Annotated in this window: 14 protein-coding genes; 2 read left to right on the plus strand and 12 right to left on the minus strand. The window is 57.8% G+C overall.

Going from position 1 to position 14166, the window contains the following annotated elements:
• Window position 1: 1 nt before the first annotated feature.
• The 3 genes from rsmG to ACF3ND_RS18015 form a co-directional block, all read right to left on the minus strand.
• Window positions 2-670 (minus strand): 16S rRNA (guanine(527)-N(7))-methyltransferase RsmG, encoded by a 669-nt coding sequence (gene rsmG, locus ACF3ND_RS18005; RefSeq protein ID WP_394062935.1) that lies wholly within the window; start codon window positions 668-670, stop codon window positions 2-4.
• The gene (mnmG, locus tag ACF3ND_RS18010; protein WP_394062937.1) at window positions 667-2583 is read right to left on the minus strand and encodes a tRNA uridine-5-carboxymethylaminomethyl(34) synthesis enzyme MnmG; all 1917 of its coding nucleotides are present in this window, start codon (window positions 2581-2583) and stop codon (window positions 667-669) included. The genes rsmG and mnmG overlap by 4 nt, the downstream gene beginning before the upstream one ends.
• A gap of 789 nt (window positions 2584-3372) precedes the next feature.
• Window positions 3373-3579, minus strand: coding sequence for a cold-shock protein (locus ACF3ND_RS18015; protein ID WP_394062939.1), 207 nt, complete (start codon window positions 3577-3579; stop codon window positions 3373-3375).
• 32 nt (window positions 3580-3611) lie between these two features.
• Here ACF3ND_RS18015 and ACF3ND_RS18020 point away from each other — a divergent pair, with 32 nt between their 5' ends.
• Together ACF3ND_RS18020 and ACF3ND_RS18025 are read left to right on the plus strand one after the other, a co-directional pair.
• A complete protein-coding gene (locus ACF3ND_RS18020) occupies window positions 3612-3959 on the plus strand; it encodes a hypothetical protein (protein ID WP_394062941.1) in 348 nt (115 codons plus the stop codon).
• Between the two features lie 38 nt (window positions 3960-3997).
• A complete protein-coding gene (locus ACF3ND_RS18025; protein ID WP_394062943.1) occupies window positions 3998-5167 on the plus strand; it encodes a methionine aminotransferase in 1170 nt (389 codons plus the stop codon).
• 1351 nt (window positions 5168-6518) lie between these two features.
• Here the strand turns inward: ACF3ND_RS18025 and ACF3ND_RS18030 are convergent.
• From ACF3ND_RS18030 to ACF3ND_RS18070, 9 genes are all read right to left on the minus strand, one after another.
• Window positions 6519-7577, minus strand: a complete 1059-nt coding sequence (locus ACF3ND_RS18030) for a metallophosphoesterase (RefSeq protein ID WP_394062945.1) — start codon at window positions 7575-7577, stop codon at window positions 6519-6521.
• Between the two features lie 1173 nt (window positions 7578-8750).
• Window positions 8751-9290 carry a deaminase gene (locus tag ACF3ND_RS18035; protein WP_394062947.1) on the minus strand — a complete coding sequence of 180 codons (540 nt, stop codon included), beginning with the start codon at window positions 9288-9290 and terminating at the stop codon, window positions 8751-8753.
• Window positions 9290-9424 (minus strand): hypothetical protein, encoded by a 135-nt coding sequence (locus ACF3ND_RS18040; protein WP_394062949.1) that lies wholly within the window; start codon window positions 9422-9424, stop codon window positions 9290-9292. Before ACF3ND_RS18040 ends, ACF3ND_RS18035 begins: the two co-directional genes overlap by 1 nt.
• A 225-nt stretch (window positions 9425-9649) precedes the next feature.
• Entirely contained in the window at window positions 9650-10297 is a 648-nt protein-coding gene (gene ureG, locus ACF3ND_RS18045) for an urease accessory protein UreG (protein WP_394062951.1), read from the minus strand.
• 11 nt (window positions 10298-10308) lie between these two features.
• The gene (locus ACF3ND_RS18050; RefSeq protein ID WP_394062953.1) at window positions 10309-11004 is read right to left on the minus strand and encodes an urease accessory protein UreF; all 696 of its coding nucleotides are present in this window, start codon (window positions 11002-11004) and stop codon (window positions 10309-10311) included.
• 2 nt (window positions 11005-11006) lie between these two features.
• On the minus strand, window positions 11007-11672 hold the full coding sequence (ureE, locus tag ACF3ND_RS18055) for an urease accessory protein UreE (RefSeq protein WP_394062955.1): 666 nt from the start codon (window positions 11670-11672) through the stop codon (window positions 11007-11009).
• A 2-nt stretch (window positions 11673-11674) separates the two neighbouring features.
• Entirely contained in the window at window positions 11675-13390 is a 1716-nt protein-coding gene (gene ureC, locus ACF3ND_RS18060; RefSeq protein ID WP_394062957.1) for an urease subunit alpha, read from the minus strand.
• Window position 13391: 1 nt separating this feature from the next.
• Window positions 13392-13697: an urease subunit beta gene (locus ACF3ND_RS18065; RefSeq protein WP_394062959.1), complete on the minus strand. Its 306-nt coding sequence runs from the start codon at window positions 13695-13697 to the stop codon at window positions 13392-13394.
• Between the two features lie 87 nt (window positions 13698-13784).
• Complete coding sequence (locus ACF3ND_RS18070) at window positions 13785-14087, minus strand: urease subunit gamma (protein WP_394062961.1); 303 nt, start codon at window positions 14085-14087, stop codon at window positions 13785-13787.
• Window positions 14088-14166: the final 79 nt, after the last annotated feature.

Consider the following 14166-nt stretch of genomic DNA (forward strand, 5'->3'; position numbering starts at 1 on the left):
ATTATCCTTGCTGCACCAACCACACTAGGCAACGCTGTGCTTCTAGCTCCGGTACGGTTAATGGTTCAATTCGCTCGACCTTCCAGGCGCTCTGGTCCTGCAGCGCCGCTATTTCCTCTTCGGGCACCCTGCCCTTCATGGCCGCGATGCGGCCGCCCTCCCGGACATGCCTGCCCGCCAAATTAACAAAATCAAGCAGGGAAGAAAAGGCTCGGGAAACCACAATATCCGCCTCCAGGGGAGGCTGCTGCTCTACGCGAACATGCAGGGCCCGCAAATTGGGCAAAGCCAGTGCACCCACCATCTGGCGGACAAACGCCATCTTCTTCTCGACGGCGTCGATACAAGTAATGTTCCACGTGGAACATGACGCGGCCAGCACCACGCCTGGAAGGCCGGCTCCAGATCCTACGTCGACGATACGCACGGACTCGCCGACTGTAGCGTCAATGGCAAGATGTTCCTGGAAAGGACGCACCACGGACAGGCTATCAAATATATGCTGCACCAGCATTTGATCCGGATCACGCAATGCGGTCAGGTTGTAGGTTCTATTCCAACGTTGCAGTTGCTGTATGTATGCCAGCAATTGGCGAACCGTATCCGGATCGGCCTCCAGGCCCAGGTTCTTCATGGCCTGAATCAAACGGGGGTTGAAGTCTGCACTCATGCCGCGTTTCGGTTCTTCTGCTTGCGTTTCAAGTAAACCAGCAACAGGGACACGGCTGCCGGAGTCACGCCCTGCACCCGGCCCGCCTGCCCGATGGTGGCGGGACGGGACGCCTTCAAGCGCTGGCGCACTTCAATGGAAAGACCCTTGATATCGTCATAGTCCAGGTCTTCAGGGATACATTGTTCTTCCAGGGCGGCTTGCCGCTCTACTTCGTCCTGCTGGCGAGCCACGTAGCCGGCATACTTCACCTGGATTTCCACCTGCTCCACATGGACTGGGTCTTGCAGTCCCGGTCCGGCTATCGTCTGGCCCTGCTCGTCCTGGACGGCCATCAGATTTCCATAATGGACTTCAGGCCGCTTGAGCAAGTCATAAAAGGAATACTCCCGCTCGATGGCCTTGCCCAGCAAGGCCTGGGCCTGCTCGGCCGGCAGGATGCGGGGATTGACCCAGGTCGTCTTCAGACGCTCGATTTCACGTGCAACAGCATCCCGTTTGCGGTTGAAATGATCCCAGCGGGCATCATCCACCAGGCCCAGCCCCCGGCCGATTTCCGTCAGACGCTGGTCGGCATTGTCTTCGCGCAGGCTCAGACGATATTCCGCCCTGGAAGTGAACATGCGATAGGGCTCGGTCACCCCGCGCGTGATCAGGTCATCCACCAGCACGCCTAGATAAGCCTCGTTGCGGCGCGGATACCACTGCTCCTTGCCTTGCGCCAGCAAAGCCGCATTGGCGCCGGCCAACAGCCCTTGCGCGGCGGCCTCCTCGTAGCCAGTCGTACCGTTGATCTGCCCCGCAAAGAACAGGCCACGGATCTGCTTGGTCTCCAATGTCGGATGCAGGGCGCGCGGGTCGAAATAGTCATATTCGATGGCATAGCCCGAGCGCATGATGCGTGCGTTCTCCAGGCCGGGCAGACTACGCACCATGGCCAGCTGTATATCGAACGGCAGGCTTGTAGAAACGCCGTTGGGATAGATTTCCGTGGTGCTCAAGCCTTCAGGTTCAAGAAAAACCTGGTGACTGGCCTTGTCCGCAAATCGATGGATCTTGTCTTCGATGGAGGGGCAGTAACGCGGCCCTATGCCCTCTATAGTGCCCTGTTCGCTGTACATGGGCGAGCGGTCCAGTCCCGAGCGAATGATTTCGTGGGTGCGTTCGTTGGTATGCGTGATCCAGCAAGGCATCTGCCTAGGGTGCATGGAGGCATTGCCCATATACGAGAATACGGGCACCGGATCCGTATCGCCCGGCTGGACTTCCAGGCGAGAGAAATCGATCGTATTGGCGTCGATCCGCGGAGGCGTGCCTGTCTTCAGGCGGCCTTGCGGCAGCTTCAATTCTCGCAAGCGGTGCGCCAGACTGATGGAAGGCGGATCCCCTGCACGACCAGCAGAATAGTTATTCAAACCCACATGGACCAAGCCATTCAGAAAAGTTCCCGCCGTCAGCACCACGGACTTGGCGCGGAACTCCAGCCCTATCTTGGTGACGGCGCCAACGACCTTCTCCCCTTCCAGAATCAGATCTTCCACCGACTGCTGGAATACCATCAGATTGGCTTGATTCTGCAGGCGATGTCGTATGGCCTTGCGATACAGGGAACGGTCGGCCTGGGCCCTGGTGGCGCGCACCGCAGGCCCTTTTGAACTATTCAAGGTGCGAAACTGGATGCCCGCCTCGTCAGTGGCCAGGGCCATGGCCCCACCCAGCGCATCCACTTCCTTGACCAGATGTCCTTTGCCAATACCGCCAATCGACGGGTTGCAGGACATTTGCCCAAGGGTGTCCATATTATGGGTAAGCAGCAAGGTTGACACCCCGGTTCGAGCAGCCGCTAACGCTGCTTCGGTACCAGCATGTCCGCCGCCGATGACGATAACGTCAAACTCTTCGGGATAAATCATGTCTAACCAGCAATAAAGTAAAAATGAAGGCCGCCAGTTCTGGAGCTGGAACAGCTTTGCTGCAAGGCAGGGGCGCTTTCAGGGCCGCGTCAGTGCGGCCCCGCCCGGAACTACCAGTAACAACAAGCACAGGCAAAGACGCGCGATAAAGAATCCCGACATTCCAGCCGGCGCTTTCCACCACAATATGGCGGCGTCCTCACTGCTGAATCCATATAGCCTTGCTTGGCCGCACCGTCTACGGCAGGGTTTGCGCAACAGTACGTTCTCAATTATACGACCACCAAACTCTTCTGTTCCACGTGAAACAGTCTCTACTCACAATTTGTTCCACGTGGAACAAAACATCCAGCCTGCAACGCGGTCTGTGGATAACTTTGTGGAGAATAAGAATATTCAGGCGGGCGCCGATACAGTATGTTCCCGAGCTCTTAAAAGACACATCGGCTTGGGTCCTGGACCGCTCCCAGAGCCCAATCCCATAAAAATAGCGGGCGCGCCGACAAAATACATGTACAGCATCGTTCCGCACCTCAATGCAAGACAACTTCCCGGCAAGGCGCTCTGCAAGGAGGCAAAATTGTGGATAACAGCTGCTGGAACGCCCTCTGAGCTATCGGCCCCGACTCCTGGACACCAACATTCGCCGCATGGGCAGACCAAATGAGTACGGTGGAAAAGCCTATGCCCATACAGGCATGACGTATAGGAGTGAAATACTCGGGCATGAAAAAAGCCGGCTTAGCCGGCTTTTCGCAAAGTGGGTTCGCGCTGGCGAACCCGCCTGACTTACAGAGGCCGGATGCCCGCTGCCTGCAGGCCCTTGGGGCCTTCCTTGACTTCGAACTCGACGGCTTGCCCTTCGTTCAGGGAACGGAAACCGCGACCTTCAATAGCGGAGAAGTGGGCGAACACATCAGCGGAGCCGGAGTCAGGCGTAATGAAGCCAAATCCCTTTTCAGCGTTGAACCATTTGACTTTGCCAGTTTGAACCATGATCTGACTGAATCCTGAGAAAACTAAAAAAATTGACTACGCGCCTTCGCGCAAACTTCGCCGTTGGCGGCAAGGTCAGGCAAGGCAAGATCGATGCAGCGCCGAAGGCGACTTTACATCACGGTGATGAAAGCCAGGCCGACAAGGCCGAACTTCTTCACCCAAGGAAACCGTGCCGTGTTGACTCAGAATATACAGAACAGCAAGTGAACTTACCGGAAAAGTACCAAGCACTGAGCTTACAGGTCATGCCTCTTGATCTCAGAAAGCATACTCAGTGCTTATTCCACAATCAATTGAAAATTCAGCATAGTGTGGTATTTTTTCGTCAGGAAAAACACTTAGAAAACCGCCGTCCCGTATTCCACCTGTTTGGGTAAAAACAGGCCTTATCCCTTTTTTCGGGCTACACGCATTCATGCAGATCCACTCCAAACTGCCCTCGGTGGGCACCACTATTTTCACGGTGATGAGCCAGCTGGCCGTGGAACATCAAGCCATCAACCTCGGCCAGGGTTTCCCGGACTTCGACCCGGATCCGGCACTGATAAATGCCGTCCATCAAGCCATGCTGCAGGGCTTGAACCAGTATCCCGCCATGGCAGGCTACGCGCCGTTACGGGCGCGCATTGCAGACAAGACGGCAGCCCGCTACGGCCATCGGTATGACAGCGATATGGAAATCACGGTCACCAGCGGAGCCAGCGAAGCCTTGATGGCCAGCTTTCTGGCCTTTGCGCATGCTGGTGATGAGGTCGTGCTGATCGAGCCGTTCTATGACCTCTATATTCCCGCCATAGAACTGGCGGGCGGCAAGCCTGTGCCTGTACCCATGACGGCCCCTACGCCTGACAATCCCTACTATCGCGTCGACTGGGAGCGCGTGGAAAAAGCCATCACTAGCAAGACGCGGATGCTGGTGGTCAACTTCCCGCACAACCCCACCTGCACCAATCTGCGTCCTCAGGATCTGGATGCATTGGAACGGATCGTAGCCAGACATCCTCTGCTGATCCTGTCCGACGAAGTCTACGAACACCTGACGTTCGATCAGCAACAGCACCTGAGCCTGGCCACTAGACCAGCCCTTGCCGAACGCGCCATCATCGTATCTTCGTTCGGCAAGACCTTTCACGCCACGGGCTGGAAAGTCGGGTATTGCTGCGCTCCAGCTGCACTGACGACCGAAATCCGCAAGGTTCACCAATACATGGTGTTTACGGTGCCGACCCCCTTGCAGGCAGGCCTGGCCACTTACATGCAGGATCCCTCCACCTGGGAGTCCCTGCCCGCTTTCTATCAGGCCAAGCGTGATCAGCTTTATCAGGGTTTGCAACAGACCCGCTTCACGCCTCTGCACAGCGAAGGCACTTTCTTTCTGTTGGCAAGCTATGACGGCATCTCGGATCAATCGGAACTGGAATTCTCCAAATGGCTGACACGAAACCACGGCGTCGGCGTCATCCCAGTCTCTGCGTTCTATCAGAATCCTGACGCCGCTCAAGCCAACCACCGCCTGGTGCGCTTCTGCTTCGCCAAACAAGCCGCAACCCTGGAGGAAGCCATTCGCCGTCTGCAGCAAGTCTGAGCTTGCCCTTGCGCAGCGACCTGGTCGTCGACGGCGTTCCCGAGCAAGAACGAAAGGATGCCATGCAGAGAATATTCTTGTATCGGCTCCAGAAGGCCCCGATTGCCAAGCCAGGAATTTCACCTTGAAGACTCAACTAACCGCCGCAAGGCGGTTTTTTTTGGCTTTTGTTCCTCTCGACATGGTAGAACCGTCCACCCCGAAATTGTGGACAAGCCCGATCCTGCCCTAACCGCTTCTTGGGCTTGCCATGCGGCTCAATGAGCCTGCGCATGACACAGGCACTGATCCGCCAAACAAACCATCGACCTTGCTCAACAAACTCCTTGTCTTGCAGCACGAGCAGCCGAATTCATCAAACACGACACATGGCCTTCTATTGGCCAGCCTGTTGATAACTTTGGGGGCAACCCTGATTTTTTGCCCAGTGAATGCCCGTTTTTGCATGAAAGAGCAATTTTCAGGCCTTGCGTTCCGAATCGCCACCTAAAGCCGGAGCAAGGGCCGTCAACAAAAGCAGAAATCTAAAGAAAAAAAAATAATTCCAAGAAAACAACTACTTATATGCAAAAGACGGGGTTGTGTCACAGCATGGAACTGTGTAAAAAAACAGCCTCCCTGCCAAACTCCTTGAATGAAAAACTGTTGCCGGGTTCATGTCGCCATTTACCCCTTTTTTGTGGACAAGTTGACTATACGCATTCGGGTCAGCCTTGTCGCTGCCGGTGAAATCAAGCAAAACCGGTCAGGAGCAAGGTCAAGCGCTTCCCTGTACCCGCAACCCCGAACCGGCTTTATTGGAGCAAAGCCCAGTTTGAGTTTTTTTCATGTAATACCTTTGCCAGCATTGAGAGTCGACAAGACAGTCCGTCCCTTCCACTCAGCAGTGATAGTGCGGAAAAATGTTGTTGAAAAAGTATTTTCATCGTCTGCTGGCTCTCAATTCGCTGTATGCAAAAACCGCATGGCTGTCGGTGGCGGGACAATCTTGCGCTCTTGCGATGCTGTGCATCTTAGTCCAGAAAATTCGGCATGCAAAGAGCGCAGCGAATCAGGCCGGAAGAGCAAACTTCTCTTCTATAACAAGCACTTAAATTTTTTATTTAGATTATTGAATGAGAGCCTGTTGATAAGTCGAACAAGCAGTATTTCATCAATGAAAACAATCTCTTGGGAGCCTGTCTTGAAGGGGATAGCTCCGAGGATTGCTGGTGGACTGAATAGGCACAACTTTTTGTCGTCCAGAAGAAAAGGCTACTTGTGCCAAGCCAATCCACATACTGTTCACATCAGGCTCTCTAGAGCTTATCCACAGAAAAGAAAATTGTAACAGCCGAGCACGGGATCGAAATCAGCTGATTTTCTGCTGAAATCCGGTGTCGGTGACCAGGATCTGTTCTGGCCAACGCAAGGCGGCCAAGTGAAAACGTGTCGCCTCAGGGTTCTGGTCCTGCCGGCGTTCACGCCAACGCGCGCCTACTGAAAAGTCGATGCAGAATGCGTTGTGACATTTGCCATGCCAGTGGAATGGATCTATCCCGTTGAATAATAAGGAATATCTTGAAAGCTTACGGGTCTGGGACGGATCCAGCTGGCGCCAGTAATGGCCGAAAACCACCGGAACCGGCTCGTCATAGTGATCCCACCAGGGGGTGCGGTCGGAAAATCGCCAGCGGTTTCCCGCAAAAAACGGTGTTTCAGCAGCCGCTTCCGTTCCAGAAGTCAGCAGTCGAATGGGATTGAAACGGTTCTGAACCAGGTCAAAATCTGCATATTCCTGAAGCATGGGAATGATCGCAGCAGGGTCTTCTATTTTTTCCTTCCATTTTTGCTTTGCTTCCAGATATTTTTCTAATATTCCTGATTTTTTGGCAAATTCGTTTGCTTTTTCGTCGCATTCCACGAAAAAATCCAGCATATTTTCTGTTTTTACATCCCGAATCGCGTCAATTGCTTCTTTATTCCACGCTGCATGCACGACTCGCAGGTCTTTTCTTTCCAAAACCAGAGGGAGCGAGGCTAAAAATTGGCGGATATTTTCTTTTTTTTCAGGCTGGACTCGTTGAAAAGGCGCGTAGAACGGCAGATCTGATTCGAGTCGGCTGTCAAAAAACCAGCCTGATCCGTCTTTGGCATCGTCGATGAGCAGATTGATCTCGTGATTGCCTAGTATGCCAAATGCTTTTCCTTTATTTATCAACGACTTGACATATTCGATCGTGCCTGGACTATCTGGGCCTCGATCGCAGAAGTCGCCGACAAAGACCAAGGTGCGTTGGTCTGTATGTGTTCCATCTTCTTGATATCCAAGGTTTTTTAGTAAGCGATGCAATGCCTGGAGTTCTCCATGCAAGTCGCCGATGATGTCCAAGGGACCGTCAGGCAGAGCCTGTACAAGAAAGGAGCTCATGGGTACGTGTTCTTTGCTTAACAATAACTATATATAAAATTGGTATTGGATAATGGGTGTCTGTGGATAAGTGGCATATCCCTGATTTCGTCTTTGTTTTCAATCCATTGCCTGTGCTGCCGTCATGTGCATCAGCCTGCGGGAGCCGGTGGAAGGAAACTGGACAAAATCCTGTCCATGTCAAGATAGCGCACTTATCCCCGTTTCATCCACATTGCGTTCACATGTCGGTCTCCCAGAGCTTATCCACAGCGGTGTTCAGGCCGAAGAGCTGGGCTGTGGCGCCCTTGCGTCGCCCGCCCGTCAAGGCTTGCAGAGGGTGTGATCGATTTTCGGATTGATTTTTACGCGCCGTGGATTCTTTGTTTTGGTCGAGCGCGAGTGCTGTTATACTTTCCACATCTTATCCACTTATTTATCCAATCTGTTTATTCCTCTCTATCAATAATTCCATCCATGGAATAAATGAAATTGTTAATAAAATTGTGGATTTCCAGCTTATCCTTTCTTGTGGATAAGTTTAATTTTTTTATTTTATTTCGATTGTCATAAAAATATTCGGGCTTCAGCTCAAAATACAAAACTGCCATTTTGTATTTCATAAACCGATTTCTGTTTTTCATTTTCCGGTTTATGTGAAACCCGTGGAATACGCCTTGCCTTTTCAAGTTCCGCATACCTGCAGGGATGATCAGGACAGGCCATGCCTGTTCAGGGAAAGGCGGATAAGGATTTGTGCCGGTCAGCCAGCGCGCTGGCGCGGGTGCCTGAAGGTCTCGATCATTGGGGGGGGGCTGACGGTCCTTGTCCGGCAGATTCTCTGTATGGGGGACATGATGGGTAAAAGAGGTTCTTCAAGGAATTCCGGGGGATTCCGCCGTGTTTGGCGAGCCGTTTGGGTCAAGCGGAGAGAAACTCGGGTTCTCGCGTAGCAGGCCGCGGCGGGTCGTCCGCGCAAGCCGTATGAAGCGTCAACCTCCCATCTGCTGAGCTTTCTGTTTGGTGATTGATGCCCATGGCTGGGCTGATGCCATCAGCCCCGTCCGCTCTTCCGGCGCCTTGGACGGCGTCTTCAGAAAACCAGTTCGGCACCGATCAGGCAAATTGGCTTCCGGAATTCTTCGAAGGACCAAAAAGAAACCGTCGCACGGGATGGTGGCTGCAGGTTGCGGTTCAACCGGCGCTGAAGGCGTTCCAGCGGTCCGGGTATTGATTGCGGGACTTGCTGACCAGACCGATGCAGGCCTGGTCAGCAAGGACCTCTACGTGCACGCCTGCCTGGCGCAGCCAGTCCAGGGCGCCCTGGTAGTGATGGGCCTCGCCCACCAGAAGCCGTCGTACGCCGGCGATCTGGGCGGCCCCGGCGCACATGGGGCATGGGGCCTCCGTGGCCACCAGCAACACGTCCTGGTCGGAGCTGAAAGGCTTTTTCAGGTACTGCTGCAGGCAGTTGGTTTCGGCATGGGAAAAATAGTTCTGATCCTGGAGCTGGCGATTATGCGCCTGGGCGACGACTTCGCCGTCGACTACCAGGACGGAGCCGAACGGCATGCCGCCCTGGGCGGCGGACAGGGACAGGAGGCCGGCAAGGGCCAGAGTGCAGATGGCGGTCAGGTTGAAGCCCTCGGTGTACCAGCAAGGACCGTTCGGGTCGCTGGTGTAGAGGGCCTGCACATCGATCTGCTGCGGGCGTACGCGGTAGCAGTCGGCCATCAGGATGCCGAATCGGTGAAATTCAGGGTGGCGCTGGCAAAGTAGGCCACCACCAGCGCGGCGGCGGCGATGAGGACCTTGATCAGGCGGGGGATGTTCACCCCCAGCATGCCGAAGCTGGTGCGGAAGGGCACGGCAAAGGGGAAAAGCTGGAGCTTGAGAAGAAGGTGATCAGACGGCTAAGGAAGGTGATGCGTATAGGCCCGACAAATCATCGACTTGCCGACACGCCGCCATTTGAGATGGAGCAACCGGATCGGCCGCCACTAGGGAGAGCCTTGCGCAGCGCGCCAGCGCCTGCACGGCAGGTAAAAAAATCCCGCCATGGCGGCGGGATTTCCAGGCCTTGCCCGACGGCGTCAGGCGGTCTTGAACAGGCCTTCGCGGATCAGGAAATCCACGATCTGGTCCAGGCCTTCGCCGGTCTTCAGGTTGCACATCACGAAGGGTTTGTCGCCGCGCATGCGCCGGGTGTCCGAGGCCATGATGTCCAGGTTGGCGCCCACGTGCGGGGCCAGGTCGGTCTTGTTGATGATGAACAAATCCGACTTGGTGATGCCGGGACCGCCCTTGCGGGGGATTTTCTCGCCGCTGGCCACGTCGATGATGTAGAGCGTCAGGTCCGACAGCTCGGGGCTGAAGGTGGCGGCCAGATTGTCGCCGCCCGACTCGATGAAGACGATGTCCGCATCGGGGAATTTCTCCAGCATGCGGTCGATCGCCTCCAGGTTGATGGACGCGTCCTCGCGGATGGCCGTATGCGGGCAGCCGCCGGTTTCCACGCCCAGGATGCGCTCGGGCGGCAACGCGCCCGACAGTGTCAGCAGGCGCTGATCTTCCTTGGTGTAGATGTCGTTGGTGATGGCGATCAGATCGTACTCGGGGTACATCTTCTTGCAGACCATCTCCAGCAGGGTCGTCTTGCCGGAGCCCACGGGCCCGCCCACGCCGACCCGAAGCGGTGGCAGGGACTTGCTGCGGTTGGACAGGGAGGAAATATCGTGCATGGTTGAACCTATCAGGATCGGAATAAGCGGGAGAACTGGCTCTCGTGCCGCGCGGACACGATGGAGAACTGGGGGGCGAAGGTTTGCAGCGCGGGGGGCTGGCGCTGGCTGCGCTGCAGCGCCAGCCGGGCCGTATCCGGGATCTGCCTGCGTATCTGGCTGAGTACGCGCTGGCCTGCCACCTGCCCCAGCGGGACGCTTTTTATGGCGGCCATGACCTGGTTTTCCAACCAGGTGTACAGATAGGCGGTCAGGCCCGCGTGCAGCGGCAGATCGGCCTGCACGGCGATGGCGGCGTGCACCGTCGGCAGGCACAGGGGACGCAGGCCCTCCAGCAGTGCGCGCGCATGCTCGCCCAGCCAGTCCAGTTCCAGGGCCAGCTTGTACAGGGACCAGCCCATCTGTTCGGTTTCGCTGCGGATTTCCTTTGTTTCACGTGAAGCAAAGAACCAGCGATTCCAATGGCGGACGGACTCGGACGAGCCCGCGTGCCAGGACTGATGCAGCAGGGCCCACAAGGGCGCCTCGCAGTGGCCTATGACGCTGTGCAGCTGGTCCTGTATCCAGGCCGCTGCCGTGGCTTCGTCGTGGACCAGGCGCAGTTCCACGGCGGCTTCCAGGCCCTGGGAATAGCTGAAGCCGCCGATGGGCAGCGCCGGCGACGCCAGTTGTTGCAGCAGCGTCAGTTGTTCGGGAGAAAGCTGCATGGTCAGGATGAATGACGGTGCATATGGTCGTGGCCGCAGCAGCCATGGCCGTGATCATGCGTGTGATCGTGGTCATGGTGGGCATGGGAGTGCCCATGATGATCGTGGCGATGCGCGTGCTCATGACGATGGCCGTGGTCATGCGCCTGCGGCTCATGGGCCTGGAAGGCGGCCTGCGCCAGCGCGTAGTCTTCTTCGAAGGTTTCGTCATGGCCATGCTTGTGGCCGCCCCCGTAGGCGCCCACATCGGGTTCGAACGGCGCCTGGATCCGTTCGCTGCGCACGCCGCCCAGCTGGGCCAGCATGTCCACCAGGACGGGGTCGTATTCCAGTTGCAGGTAGCCCTCGCCTATCTCCAGCAGCACGTGCCGATTGCCCAGATGGTAGGCGGCGCGGGCCAGCGCGGTCGGGGTGGCGGCGGTGACGCGCAGCACGTTCTCGGGCGCGGCCTGGACCAGGATGAAGCGGCCGTCCTCGGCCACCAGCAGATCGCCGTGACGCAGCACGGCTCCGCGGGGAATGGCCATGCCGACCTCCTCTCCCGTGTCCAAAACCAGCTTCTGGCGGCTGCGGCGGCGCAGCGCCAGGTCCAGGGTGACCGTGGGGGCGCCGCGGGTGAGCGCCTTGGCGACCTGGCCGGCCCGCAGGAATTTATTGGCGATTCGCATGACTAGAACAGGAAATAACGTTGTGCCATGGGCAGGATGTCGACGGGATCGCAATGCAGCAGATGGCCGTCGGCGTATACCTGGTAGGTCTGGGGATCCACCGTGATGTGGGGCAGCCAGCTGTTGCGCACCATCTGGTGCTTGCTGATGTTGCGGCAGCCCACGACGGCCTCCAGGCGCTTGTTCAATCCTAGAGCGTGCAGGGCGGGATTGTCCATGCCGGCCTGGGAGACGAAGAGCACGGAGGTGCGCAGCGCCTTGCCGTGGGCGCCCCACATCGGGCGGATGTGCACGGGTTGCGGAGTGGAGATGGAGGCGCCCGGATCACCCATGGAGGCGGCCACGGCCATGCCGCTCTTGAGCACCATATTGACCTTCACGCCGAAGAAAGCGGGCTTCCAGAGCACGATGTCGGCCAGCTTGCCCACTTCGATCGAGCCGATCAGGTGGCCTACGCCATGGGCCAGGGCCGGGTTGATGGTGTATTTGGCGATGTAGCGCTTGATGCGTTCGTTGTCCGAGCGCGCGCTGTCGCCTTCCAGCGCGCCGCGCTGCAGCTTCATCTTGTCGGCCGTCTGCCAGGTGCGCATCACCACTTCGCCCACGCGGCCCATGGCCTGCGAGTCCGAGCTCATGACCGAGAAGGCGCCCAGGTCGTGCAGCACGTCCTCGGCCGCGATGGTTTCCTTGCGGATGCGGCTTTCGGCAAAGGCCAGATCCTCGGCGATGGAGGGGTCCAGGTGGTGGCAGACCATCACCATGTCCAGGTGCTCGTCGATGGTGTTGCGCGTGAACGGCATGGTGGGGTTGGTGGAGGCCGGCAGTACATTGGCCATGCCGGCCGCGCGGATGATGTCGGGCGCGTGCCCGCCCCCTGCCCCTTCGGTGTGGAAGGAGTGGATGGTGCGGCCCTTGAAGGCGCCGAAGGTGTCCTCCACGAAACCGGATTCGTTCAGGGTGTCGCTGTGGATGGCGACCTGCACGTCGGTGTCGTCGGCCACCGTCAGGCAGTTGTCGATGGCGGCCGGCGTGCTGGCCCAGTCTTCGTGGATCTTCAGGCCCATGGCGCCCGCGCGCACCTGCTCGATGACGGCGTCGTACGAGCTGGAGCTGCCCTTGCCGAACAGGCCTATGTTGATGGGGAAGGCGTCGGTGGCCTGCATCATGGCGGCCAGGTGCCAGGGGCCGGACGTGCTGGTGGTGGCCAGCGTGCCGGTGGCCGGGCCCGTGCCGCCGCCGATCAGCGTGGTGGTGCCGGTGGACAGGGCCTCCTCGACCTGCTGAGGGCAGATGTAGTGGATGTGCGTGTCGATGGCGCCGGCGGTCACGATCATGCCTTCGCCGGCGATGATTTCCGTGGAGGCGCCGATGACGATGTTCACGCCGGGCTGGATGTCGGGGTTGCCGGCCTTGCCTATCCCCGATATGAAGCCGTTCTTGATGCCGATGTCGGCCTTCACGATGCCGGTGACGGCGTCGATGATCAGCGCATTGGTGATGACGGTGTCGGCGCAGTCGGCGCTCATGCGCTGGCTCTGGCCCATGCCGTCGCGGATGACCTTGCCGCCGCCGAATTTGACCTCTTCGCCGAAGATGGTGAAGTCGCGCTCGACTTCGGCCAGCAGTTGGGTGTCGGCCAGGCGGACCCGGTCGCCCACGCCGTTGACGACGGTGGGACCGTAGATTTCGGTGTATGCCTTGCGAGAAATGAATGCCATTTTAGAGAGACCCCATCACTAAGCCTTGGAAACCGTATATCTGGCGGTCGCCGTCCATGGCGACCAGTTCGATGGTGCGGCGCTGGCCCGGTTCGAAACGCAGCGCATTGCCGGCGGGGATATTCAGCCGGTAGCCGCGCGCCAGCTCTCGATCGAAGCTCAGCGCATTGTTGACCTCGGCAAAGTGATAGTGCGAACCGACCTGCACGGGGCGATCGCCTTCGTTGAAGACGGCGATACTGAGGGTCTGCCGCCCGACGTTCAGTTCGATCTGACCGTCTTCGGCAATAATTTCACCTGGAATCATGGTTATGTCCTGATAAGGGGCGACGTAGGGATGATTGCGTGTCCGCCGCGCCGTCCCGCCCTGGGGACGGCGAGCGGCGGCACGGCGTCAGACGATGGGATGATGGACGGTGACCAGCTTGGTGCCGTCCGGAAACGTGGCCTCCACCTGGATGTCGGGAATCATCTCGGGCACGCCTTCCATGACCTCGTCGCGAGTCAGCACTTTGGCGCCGGCGCTCATCAGTTCGGCCACCGACATGCCGTCGCGGGCGCCTTCCATGATGGCGGCCGTGATCAGGGCGACCGACTCCGGATAGTTGAGCTTCAGGCCGCGGGCGCGCCGGCGCTCGGCCACCAGGGCCGCGGTGAAAATCAGCAGTTTGTCCTTTTCGCGCGGTGTCAATTCCATGGCGTTACTTCCATTTACAAATAGGTGACGGGTTCGGTTCGCCCACCCGGGGCTCCGGGTGCGCGCAGCTTGCCCAACA

The organism is Alcaligenes sp. WGS1538, from assembly GCF_043187505.1.
In the GTDB taxonomy this organism is placed as follows: Bacteria; Pseudomonadota; Gammaproteobacteria; order Burkholderiales; family Burkholderiaceae_B; genus Alcaligenes.

What these genes read in the sequence shown, in the direction of transcription:
- rsmG (WP_394062935.1), bottom strand. Translation starts at nt 670, where the DNA reads ATGAGTGCAGACTTCAACCCCCGTTTGATTCAGGCCATGAAGAACCTG.
- mnmG (WP_394062937.1), bottom strand. Translation starts at nt 2,583, where the DNA reads ATGATTTATCCCGAAGAGTTTGACGTTATCGTCATCGGCGGCGGACAT.
- ACF3ND_RS18015 (WP_394062939.1), bottom strand. Translation starts at nt 3,579, where the DNA reads ATGGTTCAAACTGGCAAAGTCAAATGGTTCAACGCTGAAAAGGGATTT.
- ACF3ND_RS18025 (WP_394062943.1), top strand. Translation starts at nt 3,998, where the DNA reads ATGCAGATCCACTCCAAACTGCCCTCGGTGGGCACCACTATTTTCACG.
- ACF3ND_RS18030 (WP_394062945.1), bottom strand. Translation starts at nt 7,577, where the DNA reads ATGAGCTCCTTTCTTGTACAGGCTCTGCCTGACGGTCCCTTGGACATC.
- ACF3ND_RS18035 (WP_394062947.1), bottom strand. Translation starts at nt 9,290, where the DNA reads ATGGCCGACTGCTACCGCGTACGCCCGCAGCAGATCGATGTGCAGGCC.
- ureG (WP_394062951.1), bottom strand. Translation starts at nt 10,297, where the DNA reads ATGCACGATATTTCCTCCCTGTCCAACCGCAGCAAGTCCCTGCCACCG.
- ACF3ND_RS18050 (WP_394062953.1), bottom strand. Translation starts at nt 11,004, where the DNA reads ATGCAGCTTTCTCCCGAACAACTGACGCTGCTGCAACAACTGGCGTCG.
- ureE (WP_394062955.1), bottom strand. Translation starts at nt 11,672, where the DNA reads ATGCGAATCGCCAATAAATTCCTGCGGGCCGGCCAGGTCGCCAAGGCG.
- ureC (WP_394062957.1), bottom strand. Translation starts at nt 13,390, where the DNA reads ATGGCATTCATTTCTCGCAAGGCATACACCGAAATCTACGGTCCCACC.
- ACF3ND_RS18065 (WP_394062959.1), bottom strand. Translation starts at nt 13,697, where the DNA reads ATGATTCCAGGTGAAATTATTGCCGAAGACGGTCAGATCGAACTGAAC.
- ACF3ND_RS18070 (WP_394062961.1), bottom strand. Translation starts at nt 14,087, where the DNA reads ATGGAATTGACACCGCGCGAAAAGGACAAACTGCTGATTTTCACCGCG.